13 protein-coding genes are annotated in these 17,202 nt (G+C 62.2%); 8 read left to right on the top strand and 5 right to left on the bottom strand.

Annotated elements, in window-relative coordinates:
• The first annotated feature begins 45 nt into the window (after window positions 1-45).
• From EZI54_RS15970 to EZI54_RS15960, 3 genes are all read left to right on the top strand, one after another.
• Entirely contained in the window at window positions 46-330 is a 285-nt protein-coding gene (locus EZI54_RS15970; protein ID WP_131482882.1) for a hypothetical protein, read from the top strand.
• A 215-nt stretch (window positions 331-545) separates the two neighbouring features.
• Complete coding sequence (locus EZI54_RS15965; protein ID WP_131482881.1) at window positions 546-1,925, top strand: class II fumarate hydratase; 1,380 nt, start codon at window positions 546-548, stop codon at window positions 1,923-1,925.
• 62 nt (window positions 1,926-1,987) lie between these two features.
• Complete coding sequence (locus tag EZI54_RS15960; RefSeq protein WP_242674497.1) at window positions 1,988-2,416, top strand: CDP-archaeol synthase; 429 nt, start codon at window positions 1,988-1,990, stop codon at window positions 2,414-2,416.
• A 274-nt stretch (window positions 2,417-2,690) separates the two neighbouring features.
• Here EZI54_RS15960 and EZI54_RS15955 read toward each other — a convergent pair whose 3' ends face one another.
• Window positions 2,691-3,665, bottom strand: coding sequence for a metallophosphoesterase (locus tag EZI54_RS15955; protein WP_131482879.1), 975 nt, complete (start codon window positions 3,663-3,665; stop codon window positions 2,691-2,693).
• Window positions 3,666-3,929: 264 nt separating this feature from the next.
• On the opposite strand from EZI54_RS15955, the gene msrA reads away from it, so the two are divergent.
• Together msrA and msrB are read left to right on the top strand one after the other, a co-directional pair.
• A complete protein-coding gene (msrA, locus tag EZI54_RS15950) occupies window positions 3,930-4,577 on the top strand; it encodes a peptide-methionine (S)-S-oxide reductase MsrA (RefSeq protein WP_131482878.1) in 648 nt (215 codons plus the stop codon).
• Between the two features lie 11 nt (window positions 4,578-4,588).
• The gene (gene msrB / locus EZI54_RS15945; RefSeq protein ID WP_131482877.1) at window positions 4,589-5,017 is read left to right on the top strand and encodes a peptide-methionine (R)-S-oxide reductase MsrB; all 429 of its coding nucleotides are present in this window, start codon (window positions 4,589-4,591) and stop codon (window positions 5,015-5,017) included.
• Window positions 5,018-5,175: 158 nt separating this feature from the next.
• Here msrB and EZI54_RS15940 read toward each other — a convergent pair whose 3' ends face one another.
• Window positions 5,176-5,802: a Rossmann-fold NAD(P)-binding domain-containing protein gene (locus tag EZI54_RS15940; protein ID WP_131482876.1), complete on the bottom strand. Its 627-nt coding sequence runs from the start codon at window positions 5,800-5,802 to the stop codon at window positions 5,176-5,178.
• A gap of 670 nt (window positions 5,803-6,472) precedes the next feature.
• Here EZI54_RS15940 and EZI54_RS15935 point away from each other — a divergent pair.
• On the top strand, window positions 6,473-7,234 hold the full coding sequence (locus EZI54_RS15935) for a lysophospholipid acyltransferase family protein (protein WP_131482875.1): 762 nt from the start codon (window positions 6,473-6,475) through the stop codon (window positions 7,232-7,234).
• 38 nt (window positions 7,235-7,272) lie between these two features.
• On the opposite strand, the gene nhaD is transcribed toward EZI54_RS15935, so the two are convergent.
• Window positions 7,273-8,523, bottom strand: coding sequence for a sodium:proton antiporter NhaD (gene nhaD / locus EZI54_RS15930; RefSeq protein ID WP_131482874.1), 1,251 nt, complete (start codon window positions 8,521-8,523; stop codon window positions 7,273-7,275).
• A 354-nt stretch (window positions 8,524-8,877) separates the two neighbouring features.
• On the opposite strand from nhaD, the gene mqo reads away from it, so the two are divergent.
• Both mqo and EZI54_RS15920 read left to right on the top strand, forming a co-directional pair.
• Entirely contained in the window at window positions 8,878-10,389 is a 1,512-nt protein-coding gene (gene mqo, locus EZI54_RS15925; protein ID WP_131482873.1) for a malate dehydrogenase (quinone), read from the top strand.
• Window positions 10,390-10,787: 398 nt separating this feature from the next.
• A complete protein-coding gene (locus EZI54_RS15920) occupies window positions 10,788-12,515 on the top strand; it encodes a carbohydrate-binding module family 20 domain-containing protein (protein WP_131482872.1) in 1,728 nt (575 codons plus the stop codon).
• Window positions 12,516-12,702: 187 nt separating this feature from the next.
• On the opposite strand, the gene EZI54_RS15915 is transcribed toward EZI54_RS15920, so the two are convergent.
• Window positions 12,703-15,774, bottom strand: a complete 3,072-nt coding sequence (locus EZI54_RS15915) for an efflux RND transporter permease subunit (protein WP_131482871.1) — start codon at window positions 15,772-15,774, stop codon at window positions 12,703-12,705.
• Window positions 15,774-16,898 carry an efflux RND transporter periplasmic adaptor subunit gene (locus EZI54_RS15910; protein ID WP_131482870.1) on the bottom strand — a complete coding sequence of 375 codons (1,125 nt, stop codon included), beginning with the start codon at window positions 16,896-16,898 and terminating at the stop codon, window positions 15,774-15,776. Before EZI54_RS15910 ends, EZI54_RS15915 begins: the two co-directional genes overlap by 1 nt.
• Window positions 16,899-17,202: the final 304 nt, after the last annotated feature.

Here is a 17,202-nt window from a genome sequence, read left to right as displayed (position 1 = left end):
ATCCGCCGCAGGCCGGAGATCCAAGACAACCGCGAGGAGGTGTCCATGCAAAGCTCCGAGAGTGCTCTGACCAATCATGAAGTCACGGTGTGCCTGGCCGGCGGGGCCGTGCTGGGACCGTTCAACGCCACCTGGAGCAGGGACTCCGGCGGCGATGTCCGGGAACTGGTCAAGGAATACGATGCCTTCCTCCAGGGCGAGCCCCAGAAACGGTTCAAGTTCCACCTGCACGATACCTACACCAACACGGTCCATACCCTGATCCTGAATTTTTCCCAGGTGACCGGCGTCTGTGACCATGTCAGGCTCAAGCACAACCCCGAGGGCTGAGGCGGCCTCTTGATATGGTGTTATGGAAGCACCACATTTCAAAGAGTTGGACGATCAATGCGCGCCTTGGGCTGGGAGAGGTGGAACAGCGGTTTTGCCATCCCGGAGATCACCAGCGGAACGGCAGGGTGATCCATGGTTGCGTGGCCATCGTTGGTGGATGACATCGACCAGATCGTTGCCGTCCAGCTCAGATTCAGGAAGAGGAGGCTGCCATGAGCGAATTTCGTATCGAGAAGGACAGCCTGGGTGAAGTGAAGGTCCCCAGCCAGGCCCTGTGGGGCGCCCAGACCCAACGGGCTGTGGACAACTTTCCGGTCAGCGGGCGCACCATGCCGCCGGCCTTTATCGAAGCGGTCGTGCGCATCAAGCGTGCCGCGGCCGAGGCCAACGGCCGGCTCGGCCTGCTGGACGACAAACGCCGGGAGGCTATCCTCAAGGCTTGCGACACGTTGCTGGCCGGTGAACACTGGGACCAGTTCCCGATCGACGTCTACCAGACCGGATCCGGCACCAGCACCAACATGAATGTCAACGAGGTGATCGCCCATCTGTGCAAGGCGGATGGCGGCGAGGTTCACCCCAACGATCACGTCAACATGAGCCAGAGCTCGAACGACGTGATCCCCACGGCCATCCACGTGAGCGCCGTCAGCCTGGCGGAGTCTACACTGTTGCCGGCCCTGTCCCATTTACAGGGCGCCATCTACGAGCGTGAATCCGAATTCAAGCAGACCGTGAAGACCGGCCGGACCCACCTGATGGACGCCATGCCGGTGACCCTGGGCCAGGAGCTGCAGACCTGGCGCGAGCAGCTCCATGCGGTGGAGAAGCGGGTCGAGTGGGCCCGGGATGAACTGCTGGCGCTGCCCCAGGGCGGCACCGCCGTGGGTACCGGGGTGAACGCCCACAGCCAGTTTGCCGATCGGTTCGTCGGTGCGCTGAACGACCAGACCGGGTTCCACTTTACCTCGCTTGAGCACAAGTTTGTCGCCCAGAGCGCGGTGGATGCGCCGGTCAACTTCTCCGCCCAGTTGCGCGGCGCCGCAGTGGTCCTGATGAAGATGGCCAACGACCTGCGCTGGATGAACAGCGGTCCCATCCATGGCCTGGCGGAGATCAGCCTGCCGGCCTTGCAGCCGGGCAGCAGCATCATGCCCGGCAAGGTAAACCCGGTGATTCCCGAGTCCACCGCCATGGTGGCCGCCCAAGTCATGGGGCTGGACAGTACCATCGCCATGGCGGGCCAGTCCGGCAATTTCCAGCTCAACGTAATGCTGCCGCTGGTGGGGGCTAACCTGGTGGATATGATCCAGTTGATCAGCAACAGCGCCCGGGTGCTGGCGGACAAGGCCATCAGTGGCTTTACCGTCAACACCGAACACCTGGCCGAAGCCGTGGGCAGGAACCCGGTGCTGGTGACCGCGCTGAATCCGGAGATCGGCTACAGCCGGGCCGCCGAAATCGCCAAGGAGGCCTACGCCAGTGGCCGCTCGATCCTGGATGTGGCGGAGGAAAAGACCGACCTGTCCCGGGAGCAACTGGAAGGCATCCTTGATCCGCTGAAGCTGACCCGCGGAGGCCTGGAAAGCTGACTGACGCTGCTGTACTGGTCCTCCAACTGCTGCTGTTGCTGACAGCGGCCAACGGGTCCCCGGTGCTGGGACAATTGTTGCTGGGCTGGCACGGTGCCCAGCCGATCGATGGCGGTCGCCTGTGGCGCGACGGCGAGCGTGTACTGGGCGACAGCAAGACCTGGCGCGGACTGATCATCGGCGTCGCCGCCACCACGATCGTCAGTCTGCTGATGGATCTTGGCGGCAAGTTCGGGGCGCTGTTCGGCCTGCTGTCCCTGACTGGCGACATGCTCAGCAGCTTCATCAAGCGCCGCCGCCACCTGCGCTCCAGTGCCCAGGCCATCGGTCTGGACCAACTCCCCGAGGCGATCCTGCCGGTGGCGGTTGGTGCGTTCTGGCTGGGCTATGGCTGGGAGGTCACCGCGGTGACGGTGCTGCTGTTCATGCTGGCGAATATGGTGTTCTCGCCGCTGTTGTATCGGTTGGGGATTCGGCGGCGGCCGTATTGATCCGGAGTCAGGTGGGTGTCATTGGGCACCTTCGGCGCCTCAGAAGCTAAAGCATCTGCTACACACTCGAGTTGGTCTTTAATGTAGCCGACGCTTCAGCTTCGGAGCAACCTGGAAGGCTGCCAGAAAAGGAGTTCGAAAGTTTGGAACGCGGTTGCACAGTCCAGGGCACCTTCGGCGCCTCAGAAGCTAAAGCATCTGCTACATACTCGAGTCGGTCTTTAATGTAGCCGACGCTTCAGCTTCGGAGCAGCCTGAAAGGCTGCCAAAGCCGTTAGGCCGGCCCCCGCGTCAACGTATGCATATTCACTTCCGGCGGGCAGTTCAGCCGGGCGTGGACCATGGATGTGCCGGCGCCGCACGAGGTGTAGCCCTGCATATCCCCATGCCGCCACGCACCCTTGCCGAGAGACCGCGGGCAATTGGCATCCAGCAACACCGGAATCCCGCCGGGCAGGCAGATCTGGCCGCCGTGGGTGTGGCCGCAGAGGAACAGGTCGTAACCGGCGTGGGCCGCCTCGCGCCAGATTTCCGGGGTGTGGCTGAGCAGCAGCGAGACCTCGCCCGGCGGGATGTCCTCGGCGGCCCGCTGCAGGTTGTGCACCTTGTAGAAGTGGGCATCGTCCACGCCTGACAGGTGGAGCCTGGCCCCGCCGCGCTCAAGCGTCATGGATTCGTTCAGGAGCATCCGGTAGCCCATGTCCTCAAGTGCCGGCAGCATACGGATGCTGTCATGGTTGCCGAGCACCCCCAGGGGGGTGCCCTTGAGCACCTGGCGCAGGCGGTGCATGCCGTCCAGGCTGGCGTCGATCGGCCCCCAGGTCAGCTTGCGGTAGTCGCCGGTCAGCACGCACAGGTCGTATTCCAGGTTCGCCACGTGCTCGATGATGGCGTCCAGCATGGCCTCGTCCATGTCCACGTGCAGATCCGTCAGTTGCAGGATGCGGTAGCCCTCGAAGGACTCGGGCAGGTGGGGAATCACAAAGCGGTTGTCGATGGTGCGCATGCGGCGGGCGTTGTTCTGGGCCCGCTCCAGCATGCCGCTGATCCGCAGGCAGGTGCGAATGAGGCCGTGCAGGGAATACCATTTTTCCACATGGCAGAAGTGGCCATGACGATCCACCAGGCGGGACTCGAATTCCCGCTCGATGCCCAGCCGCTGACGGGCATGAACCGGCCCCAGCCGCAGGGATAGACGGTATTCCAGGAGTTCGTCCGGATGTTTGGGTTCCGGAGCCGCACGGGTCATTGTACGCTCCTTGCGTGCTTTTCTTCGTCGTGGGCGATTGTTATGCCGAGTCCCTGAACCGTGGGCATGGCTGTAACGTACAGGGAGTACTGGTCAGTATGGCGTGCAGGGCATCCGGCGTAAATGCGGAACCGTTAAGGGATAGACATGTCGCAGCCTTACTGGGCAGGAATAGGGGGCTTCAGCGATTGCTAAATCCCCGTTGTAACCGACAAAATAAAGGATCAATGCATGGTAATGCGCCCGTGGGCGTCAGGAGGAATCATGAGCCAGTCCTGTGATCTGCCGGGCATGAAGGTCCCGCGCAGCCGGTTTCCCGCCCCGGATAACGACCTGGAGCTGCCGGCCGATGCCGGGGAGCAGCGGGTGGTCCTGGGTGGCGGTTGCTTCTGGTGCACCGAGGCGGTCTATCTGGCCGTGGACGGCGTGACGTCGGTGACATCCGGCTACGCCGGCGGCGCCGCGGAAACCGCCAACTACGATGACGTCTGTACCGGGAGCACCGGGCACGCCGAAGTGATCGAGATCCGCTACGATCCGGCGAAGACCAGCTTTGGCGAGCTGCTGCGGATCTTTTTCTCGGTGGCCCATGATCCCACCCAACTGAACCGCCAGGGCAACGACCGTGGGACCCAGTACCGGTCGGCGGTGTTCTATCAAACCGAGGCGGAAAAGCAGGTGGCCGAGGCCTACATCCGCAAGCTGGATGCCGCGGGTGTCTACGACGCCCCGGTGGTGACCACCCTGGAGCCGCTGGACGCGTTCTACCCGGCCGAGGAGTACCACCAGAACTTTGCCGCGCGCAATCCGTTCCAGCCGTATATCATGGCGGCCGCCGCGCCCAAGATGGAAAAGCTGCGCGACAGGTTTGGTGACCGGTTGAAACCCGAATACAAAGACGATTCCGTTTAAGGAGCATGGCCATGCCCACATCCGACGCAGGTTACGACCTGACCCCGCTGAACCCGGCGGAAATCGATAAACTGGCCGCGGGTCTGACCGAGGAAGAGCGCAGGGTGCTGCTGGACCACGGCACCGAGCACCCGTTCTGCGGCACGCTGCTGGATAACAAGCAGGATGGTGTCTATCACTGCCGTCTGTGCGACCTGCCGCTGTTCAACTCCGAGCACAAGTTCGACTCCGGCACCGGTTGGCCCAGCTTCTTCGCGCCGTTCGATCCGGACCATATCCGCTATCTGGAGGACTTCAGTGCCGGCATGGCCCGTACCGAAATCCGGTGCCCTCGCTGCGACAGCCACTTGGGCCACGTGTTCCCGGACGGCCCGCCGCCGACCGGGCAGCGCTATTGCCTCAATTCGGTGTCGATGACGTTCGTGCCGAAGGCTGGGTAAGTTGGGCGTCGTGCCAAGGTGTCCCGCGGGGCACCTTCGGCGCCTCAGAAGCTGAAGCATCTGCTACATGCTCGGGTGGGGCTGAAATGTAGCCGACGCTTCAGCTTCGGAGCAGCCTGCAAGGCTGCCGGTTCCAGCCTCCAGGCTGGAGCCACCTCCTACCGAATGTCCTCCGACTCAATCACCCGCACCCCATCACTGCCCAGCACCGAATCCAGCATGGTCCGCGCGATCGAACGCGCTGACACCGCCCGATAGTGCGCCGGGATGATCGGCCGTAACAGGCGGCTGGCGACCAGGCCGGCTTTCTCGCCGAAGCGGGGCTCCTCACGGTCGGCATCAATCAGTGACGGGCGCACCAGCACCAGGCGCCGGAACCCGATCTGGCGCAGGTCGTCCTCCGTTTCGCCCTTGGTGCGCAGGTAGAAATTGCGGCTGGCGCTGTTGGCACCCAGGGACGAGTTCAGCACCATGACCCGGGTGCCGTAGTCGTGGGCCTTCTGGGCGGCTTCCAGGATCAGGTCGTGGTCCACGGCGCGAAAGCCGGCCTGGCTGCCCGCCTTGCGGATGGTCGTGCCCAGGCAGCAGAGCAGGGCGTCAGCCTGCCACCAGCCCGCGGCGGGCAGGGGTACGGTGAAGTCCACCACCGGGTTGTGCAGTTTCTCGTGGGGGGGCAGGGGCCGGCGTGTGGGGGCCGTGATGGCTGGAATGGACGGGTCGTTGAGAGCCAGTTTCAGCACTTCCCGACCCACTGCGCCGGTGGCGCCGAGCAGCAACAGTTCCATGGTTTCGCTCCTGAAAGCGGTGAGGCCAGAGTATGGCACAGCTGGAAAGCGTTGTGACTGTCATCCGGATGTCATGTTGGCGTCGTATGTTGGAGTCATCAACGACTGCATTGTGGTGATAGCCATGTGGCAGGGAGCGCATCTGCATCAGGGACGATGCTTTTTTCTCCATTCGCCTTCCGTCGCACGCGCGGCACAGTGCGCGACGGCATTGATCCCCTCCTCCGACGGACTTCCTGCAAGGCAGGCACCATGCCCATACCAGCGTGGACGGCGGCCAGCCATTCAGGCGTGGGCTTCAGGACGTCCCGGTCGGTGCCGATAGACTCGGCGTCCTGCCGTACTCTATAGAGACTTCCCGCGCCTGAGGACCTGGCTCCACCGAATGCCGCACCGTGAACGATCAGTGCGTCTATGTTCTCTTGCCTGATGAAATCCGGATCAGGCGGGGGCGGTATTGAACCGGCTGGGGCTCCATGGCCGTTCCCCGTGTCGCTGCCTGGTCGCACCGGGTGGTGGGGGCGGCTCAGCGGCGCGTTTGGATGCCCCTGGCGTCTGGTTGAAAAAGCGACCAGGGCGACCTTTAGACTGTTCGGCCATGGGCTGAGCGACTAATATGTCGGCCTTTGCCATAGCCCGATAGTGGGGCTGAAGAGAGGTATTCCGGTCGATGATCCGCCTGACAGTCAATCCCATCGCCGAATCCGCCACCCTGATGCGGCGCATGGGCGTGGTCCTGGGGTCGATCGGCGTCACCGCACTGTATTCGTCCCTGGTGTTGTTGCGCTCGCTGACCGGACGCCTGACGCGGAGCAGGGTGGATCGCTACTGCCGCGACTGGTCGGCGTTGCTGCTGCGCCTGGTGCGGGTGGATCTCCGGGTGCGGGGCGACATCCCGGATTTCGAGGATGGCCGGCGCTACATCATCCTGTGCAGCCATGCCAGCCACTACGATATCCCGCTGAGTTTCGTGGCGCTGCCGGGGTCGATCCGCATGCTCGCCAAGAAAGAGATGTTCGCCATCCCCCTGCTGGGTCCGGCGATGCGGGCGGCCGAGTTTCCCTCGGTCGACCGCTCCAACCATGAGCGTGCCCTGGCGGACCTGCAAAAGGCCCGGGCGATGATGGAAAGCGGCATCGTACTCTGGGCGGCGCCGGAGGGGACGCGCTCACCGGACGGGGAACTGGGACGCTTCAAGAAAGGCTGCTTCCACCTGGCCCTGGATACCCGGGCAATCATCGTTCCTGTGGGGATCAGCGGCAACGAACGGGTGCTGCCGGCGCGGACCTGGCAGATCAACCTCGGCCAGCGGGTGGATTTCTGTGTGGGCGAGCCCCTGGATAGCCGCGATTACAGTCGCGAGCAACTTCCCGAGTTGATGGCGGAAGTCCGGCGGCGCATCGAGCGGGAGCGGATGAGAGCGGCGGGCTGACCCTGCCGGGCACAGAACCCCCGCCGCTCCTGATGAGGTCAGTGCAGGAGCAGGCCGAGAAGGTAAACCCCGCCGTAACCGAGGGTATAGGCCACCAGCAGGAACAGGCTGTAGCGCAGGTAGCTGGCGAAGGTCAGCCCCGGGATCTTGCTCATGGCGACGATGCCCGCCGCTGAACCGATCACCAGCAGGGAACCCCCCACACCCACCGAGTAGGTCAGGCCCAGCCATTCCCCCGGGGTCATGTCGATGCCCGCCTTGAGCAACGCCGCCGTCAGGGGCACGTTGTCGATCAGCGACGAGAAGATGCCCATGAAGTAGTTGGCGGCGATCGGCGGCAGCACGTGATACACCTCGACAAAGCTGCCCAGCGCCTGGATTTCCTTGAGCATGCCGACGATCAACAGGATTCCCAGGAAGAAGAACAGGGTATCGAACTCGATGGTGCGCACGTACTCGATGATCGGATCCAGGTCGGAATCCGTACTCAGGAAGCGGGAGGTCAGGAACATGACCGAGAGCCCGAACAGGAACATCAGCACCGGCGGCACCTGGAACAGCACGTTGGAGGCGATGGTCGTCACGATGGTGGTCAGGAACAGGACGGCGATGATGACGTCCACCCGACGCACCTCGTTGCGCTCGTGAACCAGTACCACTTCGTCATGCATGCCCCGCGACAGCAGCAGCGCCAGTAAGAACACGCCGAAGGCGGCCGGCACGGCCAGGGCCAGCAGTGTCAGGATCTCCACCTTGTGGGCCAGGAAGATCATCAGGGTGGTGACGTCGCCGGTGATCAGCGAGACGCCGCCGGAGTTGACCGCGAACACCACCAGCGTGACGAACCGGACCTGCTTTTTGCGATCCAGGTGCAGGGACAGGATCAGGGCGCAGGACACCAGCGTGGCCGTGATGTTATCGGCCAGGGACGAGAAGACGAAGCAGAACAGCCCGGTCAGCAGGAGAAGGTGATTTTCCTTGATGCGCTTGGGCATGATCAGATAGATCAGGTTCTCGATCATCCCTTTCTTGTTCAAGTAGGCCACAAAGGTCATTGCGGCCACCAGGAAGAGCCACAGGCTGGCGATTTCGGATATGCTCTCGGCCAGCCCCTCGGCGACCGACTCGGTATGGCCTTCCGAAGGGCTGAACAGGAACAGCATTAACCAGGACAGGGTGCCGAAAAAGAGAGTGACCTTGGCTTTGTTGACGTGGGTGACCTCCTCAAAGATCACGCCGAGAAGCGCCAGAATGGCGAAACTGATCAGGACAAAATCCAACCAATGCATAATAAGGACAGACCTTCCGCAGGTTGTGAACTAAGGGTAAACGTGTGTCGGGGTGCGCCGCTTCTGTTGTTATTGGGGAGCGTCAGACTGACTCCCGGATTGTCTCTGGCCTTCAGGGCGCGCAGGGGCGACCCGGGAGTTGGTCAGAGGCCCTTTTGGGCAGAGATAGATCGGCGAAGCTGGCGATTTTACGCGGTTGGCATTTGATAAGCTACCGGAATGATTGCCTTGATCATGCGAATTTCATACCTATTGCTATAGGCATTTTCATCTTGCGCCAAAAAAACGGATAATTGGCGCCTCAAAATAATTATGTAACATTTTCGATCACCTCAGATTGAAGGTAGCAAGCTAATGACTGCAAGACAGGCAGATGTCGTGCTGGTCGGTGGTGGCGTCATGAGCGCCACTCTCGGCATGATGCTCAGGCAGCTTGATCCGTCCCTGGACATCGTCATGGTGGAGCGTCTCGATCACGTTGCCCATGAAAGCACCGACGGATGGAACAATGCGGGTACCGGTCACGCCGGTTACTGTGAACTCAACTACACGCCGGAAACCGATGACGGCGATGTGCAGATCGAACGGGCCCTGAACATCAATGCATCGTTCGAACTGTCCCTCCAGTTCTGGTCGTATCTTGTTGAACGGAAGATCCTTCCAGAACCCTCCAGGTTCATCAACCCCACTCCTCATGAAAGTTTTGTCTGGGGCGAGAAGGATGTGGCCTTCCTGCGCAAGCGGCACGAGAAGCTCAGCAAGCATCACCTGTTCCGGGAGATGGAGTACACCGAGTCCGCCGATACCCTGCGCGAGTGGATGCCGCTGGTGATGAGCAACCGCGATCCCGGCCAGCCGATCGCCGCAACCCGGGTCAAGCATGGCTCCGACGTGGACTTCGGCTCGCTGACCCGGAGCATGGTCAACTACCTGAAAGACCAGCCCAACTTCGAGCTGCTGCTGAACCATCCGGTCAGGACCCTGGCGCAGCGCGACAACGGTCGTTGGAAGGTTCGGGTGAAGGACGAAAACACCGGCGAGATCAAGAAGATCGAAGCCGGCTTCGTGTTCCTGGGTGCCGGTGGCGGCGCGCTGCCGCTGTTGCAGAAGTCCGAGATCGAGGAGAGCAAGGGCTATGGTGGCTTCCCGGTCAGCGGCCAGTGGCTGGTGTGCCAGAAGCCGGAGGTGGTCGAGCGCCATCACGCCAAGGTCTACGGCAAGGCGCCGATGGGTGCCCCCCCGATGTCCGTCCCGCACCTGGATACGCGGATCATCAACGGCGAGCCGGCCCTGCTGTTCGGGCCGTTTGCCGGGTTCACCACCAAGTTCCTCAAGCAGGGCTCGGTGTTTGACCTGTTCTCCTCCGTACGCAGTGGCAACATTGTTCCGATGATGCAGGTGGGCAAGGGCAACATGGACCTGACCCGTTACCTGATCAAGGAAGTGTTCCAGTCCCACACGGCGCGGATCGAATCCCTGCGCAACTTCTTCCCGGACGCGCAGGAACAGAACTGGAAGCTCCAGACCGCCGGCCAGCGGGTGCAGATCATCAAGAAATCTGCCGATGGTCGTGGCAAGCTGGAGTTCGGTACCGAGATCGTGGCGGCCAGGGATGGCTCGCTGGCGGCCCTGCTGGGCGCGTCGCCGGGTGCCTCCACCGCCGTCAGCGCAATGGTGGATGTTCTGGAGCGCTGCTTCAGCGATCGCCTCAAGGCACCGGAATGGCAGGAACGGATCCGCGAGCTGATCCCGTCCTACGGCTGCTCCCTGGTGGACGATGCCGAGCTGCTGGATACCGTTCGCCGCCGCACCCTGTCGACCCTGGGCCTCAACAGGCTGAAAAAAGAGGTTGAAGAGACGGCGTGAACCCGGCTGTGCCTGGTCATGCGGCGTAGAAATTCAGCTCAAGGTGCTCGCTTATTGTGCGTATAAGCGGCGTACCTTGTGCCATTTTGCCTCGCTGACCTGCACTTGCGGGCACTTTCACCCAGTCTCCCGAAAGCCTCATATCGACCCCGTGTGCCGACCCGACCGGCACCGGGGTAGACACCCCGCGTAACCTGTCGCTTTCCTGATCATTACCCTCGGATCCGTTCGCTTCCTCCCCTTTCCTACGCCCTGAATCCGCCCTCTCCGGATGTTGTTGCCTGTTTGTTGACCAGCGCACAGTGATCGGGCACGTCGTGGGCCGGGTCGGTCCCGGTGCTGTCTTCCAAAACAAATACAAGAAGCGTCTCCGGAGCGGGAGGCGAAAGGAGCTAACAATGAAGCACGTCAAGCAATGGCTGCCATGGCTGGCCGCCGCTCTTCTGATGTTGGGGTCCGTATCCCGGGCTCATGCCGGTGTCTTTGTGCACCTGTTTGAGTGGCCGTGGGACGATGTGGCCCAGGAATGCGAGAATTTTCTTGGTCCCAAAGGGTATTCCGCGGTGCAGGTATCGCCGCCCCAGGAGCACATCCAGGGCAGCCAGTGGTGGACCCGCTACCAGCCGGTGAGCTATCAGCTCAACAGCCGCAGCGGCGATGCCGCCGCATTCGCCAACATGGTGTCCCGCTGTAACGCCGTCGGTGTGGATGTCTACGCCGATGCCGTCTTCAACCACATGGCCAACGGGACCGGCAACGGTACCGCCGGCTCCTATTACGACAGCGGCAGTGAAACCTACCCCATTTACAGCAGCAACGATTTTCACGATACCTGCACCATCAACAGCGAAGATTACGGCAACGACGCCTGGCGGGTACGCAACTGCCAGTTGGTGGGCCTGCCGGACCTGGATACCGGTGCCAACTATGTCCAGCAGACGGTGGCAGACTACATCAACAACATGATCAACCTGGGCATAAAGGGGATTCGCGTCGACGCGGCCAAACACATGGCGCCGGGTGACATCAGCGGCATTCTTGGCCGGCTGAACGGTAGCCCCTATGTCTTCCGGGAAGTGATCGATCTGGGTGGCGAGGCCATCAGTTCGTCGGAATACACCGGTCAGGGCGATGTCACCGAGTTCAGGTACAGCGCCAATATCGGCGATGTGTTCAAGAACCAGAAGCTCTCGTACCTGAGCAATTTCGGCGAGGGCTGGGGCTTTATCGGCAGCCAGAGCGCCGTGGTGTTCACCGACAACCACGACAACCAGCGCGGCCACGGCGCCGGCGGCAGCAACGTGCTGACCTACAAGGACGGCGCCCTGTACAACCTGGCCAACGTGTTCATGCTGGCCTGGCCCTATGGCTATCCCAAGGTGATGTCCAGCTACGCCTTCTCGGACAGCGACCAGGGACCGCCGTCCAGTCGCGTCTACCAGAATGGTCAGGCGCAGTGTGGTGGCGCCTGGATCTGCGAACACCGCTGGTCGTCCATCGCCAACATGGTGGCCTTCCGCAACGAGGCGGACGGCACCGGCGTCAACCACTGGTGGGACAACGGCAACAACCAGATCGCGTTCGGCCGGGGCAGTGTCGGCTTCGTGGTGATCAACCGGGAAAGCGGCGACCTGAACCGCACCTTCACCACCAACCTGCCGGATGGCAGCTACCACAACGTCGCAGGGGACAACGCCTGTGTCACGGTGTCCGGCGGTCAGGTGACCCTGAACGTGCCCGGTATGGAGGCGGCGGCGCTGCATACCGGGGCGGCCTGTGACGGCTCCGGGTCGGGATCTGGAACCGGTGGCGGCGCAGGTACCGACGTTAACGTAGCGTTCCAGTGCCAGAACGGCACCACCACGATGGGGCAGAGCGTCTACGTGACCGGTAACCTGGCCGAACTGGGCAACTGGGATCCGGCATCCGCCGTCCTCCTGTCGGCGACCAACTACCCGACCTGGCAGGGTGATGTGGCCATTCCGGCAAACACCGCGATCGAGTGGAAGTGCATCAAGCGGGATGAGAGCGATCCGAGCCAGGATCTGGTCTGGCAGAGTGGCAGTAACAACACGCTGGCGGGGCAGAGCGCCGGATCCTCGGTGACCGCGACGGCGAGTTTTTGAAGCTGATTTCTCAGTTCTTTTAACTTCCCCTCCCCCTCTCCAAACCTCTCTCCCATCAGGGGAGAGAGGCTTATTCTCAGATTTCTCGAGTTAACTCCCTTCGCGGGAGAGGGGGCCATCCAGGCGCTGTCTCATTGTCATAAAAAAGGGGCCCTGCTGGGCCCCTTATCGTTCTCAAAAAATCCAATCAGTGCGATTCAGACGGCTCGGCATGCGCCTTGGCCGCTTCGTCCTGGTCGGCGTTGTGGTCCTTCGCCAGCAGGACGTAGAACGCCGGCAGCACGAACAGCGTGAACAGCGTCCCGATGCCCAGGCCCGTGGCGATGGTCAGGCCGATGGCGAAGCGGCTCTCGGCACCCGGGCCGACGGCGATCAGCAGCGGTACCATGGCGACGACCAGCGCCAGGGAGGTCATGATGATCGGGCGCAGCCGGATGGCCGCGGCTTCTATCACAGCCTCAAGCTTGTTGAGCCCCCTGTCGTGCTGCAACAGGTTGGCGAACTCCACGATCAGGATCCCGTTCTTCGACACCACCCCGATCAGCGTGATCAACCCCACCTGGGTGTAGATGTTCATGGTGGTGAAGCCCAGCACCATGAACGCCATGGCCCCGGCAATGGACATTGGTACCGACACCAGGATGATGAACGGATCACGCCAGCTCTCGAACTGGGCCGCGAGGACCAGGTAGATCACCAGCAGCGACAGGAAGAAGGTCACCGCCAGTGCGCTGCCTTGTTGGACATACTGGCGTGAGTCCCCCTTGAAGTCGTAGGTGAAACCCTGCGGGAACACCTCGTTGGCTGCCTGTTTCATGAAGCTGACGGCATCCCCCTGCGGCACCATGGGAATCCCCTGGATGGTCAGGGAGTTCTGCTGGTTGAACTGCGTTCGCTGGGACGGCTCCACCGACTTGCTGAAGCTGATCACGCTGCTCAGTGGTACCAGCTCGCCGGAATCGGCCCGGATGTAGTAGTCGTTCAGGTCCGATACGTTCTTGCGAGCCTCGCGTTCCACCTGCGGAATGACCTGGTAGGAGCGGCCTTCCATGTTGAAGCGGTTGATGTAACCGCCGCCCAGCATGCTCGACATGGCCTGACCCACATCCTGCATCGACAGCCCCAGGTCGGCGACCCGGTCACGGTCCACATTGATCGTGGTGACCGGCCGGTCGAACTGGATCGACTTCTGCAGGAACATGAACTTGCCGCTCTGCATGCCTTTGGCCAGCAGGTCGTCCGCCACTTTGTTGAGCTCTTCATAGCTCTTGCCGGTGGTGATCACGAACTGGAACGGCAGGCCACCGCTGGAGCCGGGCAGGGACGGAATCGGGAATACGGCCGTCTGCAGGCCGGTAATCTTGGAGATCTCCTTCTGCAGGATCGGCTGGACCTCGAACTGGGAGATGTCCCGCTCGCTCCACGGCTTCATCTTGAAACCGCCAAAGACGGCGTTGGGACTGGTGATCCCCAGCAGCATGAAGGTTTCGTCGTAGCCGGGCAGTTGCTCGAACTTCTCCTGCATCTCGTCGCCGTACTTCTGCATGTAGTCCAGCGTTGCGGTTTGCGGCGCCGTGCCCTGGAACAGCAGGATGCCCTGATCTTCACTGGGCGCCAGCTCACTCTGGCTCAGCTTGACCATACCGCCGATGGACAGCAGCACGATCACGGCGAAGAAGATGGTGACGGACTTGGTCTCCAGGCTGGAGGACAAGGCGCGCTGGTAGGCACCAGCCAGCCCGTTGAAGAAATTCTCCACCTTGGTTTCGAACCGCGTCGGGTTGCCGTGGGGCTTGAGCACCTTGCCCGACAGCATCGGTGACAGGGTCAGTGCCACGATCCCGGAAATGACGACCGTACCGGCCAGGGTGAAGGCAAACTCCGTAAACAGGGAACCCACCAGGCCGCCCATGAAGCCGATCGGCGCGTAGACCGCCACCAGTGTCGTGGTCATGGCGATAATAGGCGTTGCCATTTCCCGGGCCCCGTTGAGGGCGGCATCGAACTTCGATTCGCCAGCCTCGATGTGCCGATGCACGTTTTCCACCACGATGATGGCGTCGTCCACCACCAACCCGATGGCCAGCACCATCGACAGCAGGGTCATCAGGTTCAGGGAGTAGCCCAGCGCCAGCATGATGAAGGCGCCACCAATGATCGACAGGGGGACCGCCACCGAAGGCACCACCGCGGCACGCAGTGAGCCCAGGCAGAGGAAGACCACCACCAATACGATCAGTACCGCTTCCCAGAGCGTCTGGATGACTTCCTTGATGGAATCGTCGATGAACTCGGACGCGTCATACGGCAGCTCCACCTTCAGCTCTTCCGGCAACTGGGCCTCGATGTCGGGCAGGGCGCCCTTGACCAGGCCGGCAACGGTCAGCGGGTTGGCGCCCGGGGAAAGTTTGATGGCGACATAGGTGGACGGTTTGCCCTTGTACAGCGCCAGATTCTCGTAGCTTTGCGATCCCAGCTCGACCCGGGCGATATCGCCCAGGCGGATCAGGGTGCCGTTGTCTTCCTTGATGACCAGATTCTTGAACTGCTCGGCGCTGCCGATGTCGGTGTCACTGGTCAGGCTGATCTGCACCAGGTCGCCCTTGGTGTTGCCGACCGCCGCCTGATAGTTGTTCTTGAGCAGCACCTGCACCACATCGGTCGGCGTCATGTCGACGGCGGCCAGGCGTTCCGGGTCCAGCCAGACCCGCAGCGCGAAGGTCCGGCCCAGCAACTCGGCCTTGCCTACGCCGGGCAGCGCCTGCAGCTTGGGCTGGACCACCCGGGTCAGGTAGTCGGTGATCTGGGGGACCGGCATGCTGTCGCTGTAGAACGCGATGTACATCAGGGCGGTGCTATCTCCGGTCTCGGAGGTGATGACCGGGTCCTGGGCGTCCGCCGGCAGCACGTTACGCTGACTGGCGACCTTGGCCTGGATTTCAGCCAGGGCGGCGTTGGCATCGTAGTTCAGCTCCATGTGGGCCTCGATGGTGGAAACGCCCTGGGAACTGGTGGAGGTCAGGTAGTCGATACCGCTGGCTTCGGCGATGGCCTGTTGCAGCGGCGTGGTGATGAACCCCTTGACCAGGTCGGAGCTGGCGCCGGGATAGCTGGTGGAGACGGTGACCGTCGTGCTTTCCAGCAACGGGTATTCCCGCACCTCCATCTCCATGGCGCTACGGACCCCGAGTAACAGGATCAGCAGACTGACGACCGTCGCCAGTACCGGCCGATTGACGAATATGTCCGTGAAGCGCATCAGTTGCTGGCCTCCTCGCCGCTGGTCTCATCCTTGGCCGGGGTGTCGTCATCGCTGGTGACTTCCACCGGCTGGCCGGCCCGCAGGCGCAACAGGGCGGTGGCCACCACGCGCTCGCCGGCCTTGAGGTTCTTGGTCACTTCTACCCGGCCGTTGCGGGTGTCGCCGGTTTCCACGCTGCGGCGCTCGGTGACCAGTTGGCCATCGTCGTTCTTCTTCAGGACATAGACGAAATCGCCGTAGGTGTTGAAGGAAATGGCCGTACGCGGCAGCGTGACCACGTCCCGCTCAGCCGGGCGGACGGTCTGGACGGTAGCGAACATGCCCGGACGCAGTTCCCGGTCCGGGTTGCGCAGGGTGGCGCGCACGCGCACGGTCCGGGTTTCCGGGCTGATCGAGCTGTTGATCGCGCTGACCTTGCCCTTGAACGTCTTACCCGGCAGGGCCGCCACGGTGGCTTCGACGTCATAGCCTACGTCCACGTTGGCCAACTCCTTTTCGGAGATGGTGTAGTCCACGTAGATGGGGTCGAGCATGTTGATCTCGACGATCGGCGTGCCCACGGCCAGGTATTGGCCCTGGTCCACCAGACGCAGACCCAGGCTGCCGGCAAACGGCGCCTTGATCACCTTCTTCTCGAGGGTGGCCTGGGCTTCGTTGACGCGGGCGTTGGCGGCTTCCATGTTGGCCTGGGCCTCGTCGTATTCCGCCTGGGAAATCGCCTTCTTGGGCAACAGGTTGGCGGTCCGCTTGAACTGCTGTTCGGCGAGTTTGGCCTCGGCGCGGGTCGTGCGCAGGGCCGCCTCGTCGGTGGCGCTATCCATGGTCAGCAGCACATCGCCCTTTTCCACCCGGTCACCGGATTCGAAGCGCAGCGCCTTGATCACGCCGGCGACTTCGTTGGCGACCTCGATCCCGTTGACGGCGGTGACGCTGCCCACGGCCTTGATGGACTGCACCCAGGTGGTGCTCCTGGCGGTGGTGGCTTCGATGGCCGCCGGCGGCTGGGGCTGGGAGAATTGCTTCTGCATCTGGCCGAAACGGTAGAAGGTGTAGCCAAAGATGCCGCCGAGCACGACCAGGAGAGCTACGATAACGATGGCAAAGCGGGACGCGGTGCGCATGAGAAAGTCCTGATTTTCGTCACTTGAACACGGATGATTGCCACAGTCCTATACGACCGGTGAGGCCAAAGCGACGTTCGGCACCGGAGTGGCTGTGGATGTGTGGGGAGGTCTGGTCTTCCCTACCTTGGGGGTAGGCGTGTGGCTCCGTTCCTTTTTTCGGGCACAGAAAGGCTGCCAGAGAGCAGCAGCGCACACCAGGTTCCATCCAAACCGACACCAATAGTTGTTTTTACCACGCACGGGCATAGGTAAAAACCCGTAGATTGCCAAAATAACTACGGTTTTTCCCGGAATTCGGATT

It is taken from the genome of Marinobacter halodurans, from assembly GCF_004327985.1.
Lineage (GTDB): Bacteria > Pseudomonadota > Gammaproteobacteria > Pseudomonadales > Oleiphilaceae > Marinobacter_A > Marinobacter_A halodurans.
Note: the sequence above shows the minus strand (reverse complement) of the source record. Positions and strands in the feature narration are given on the sequence as shown.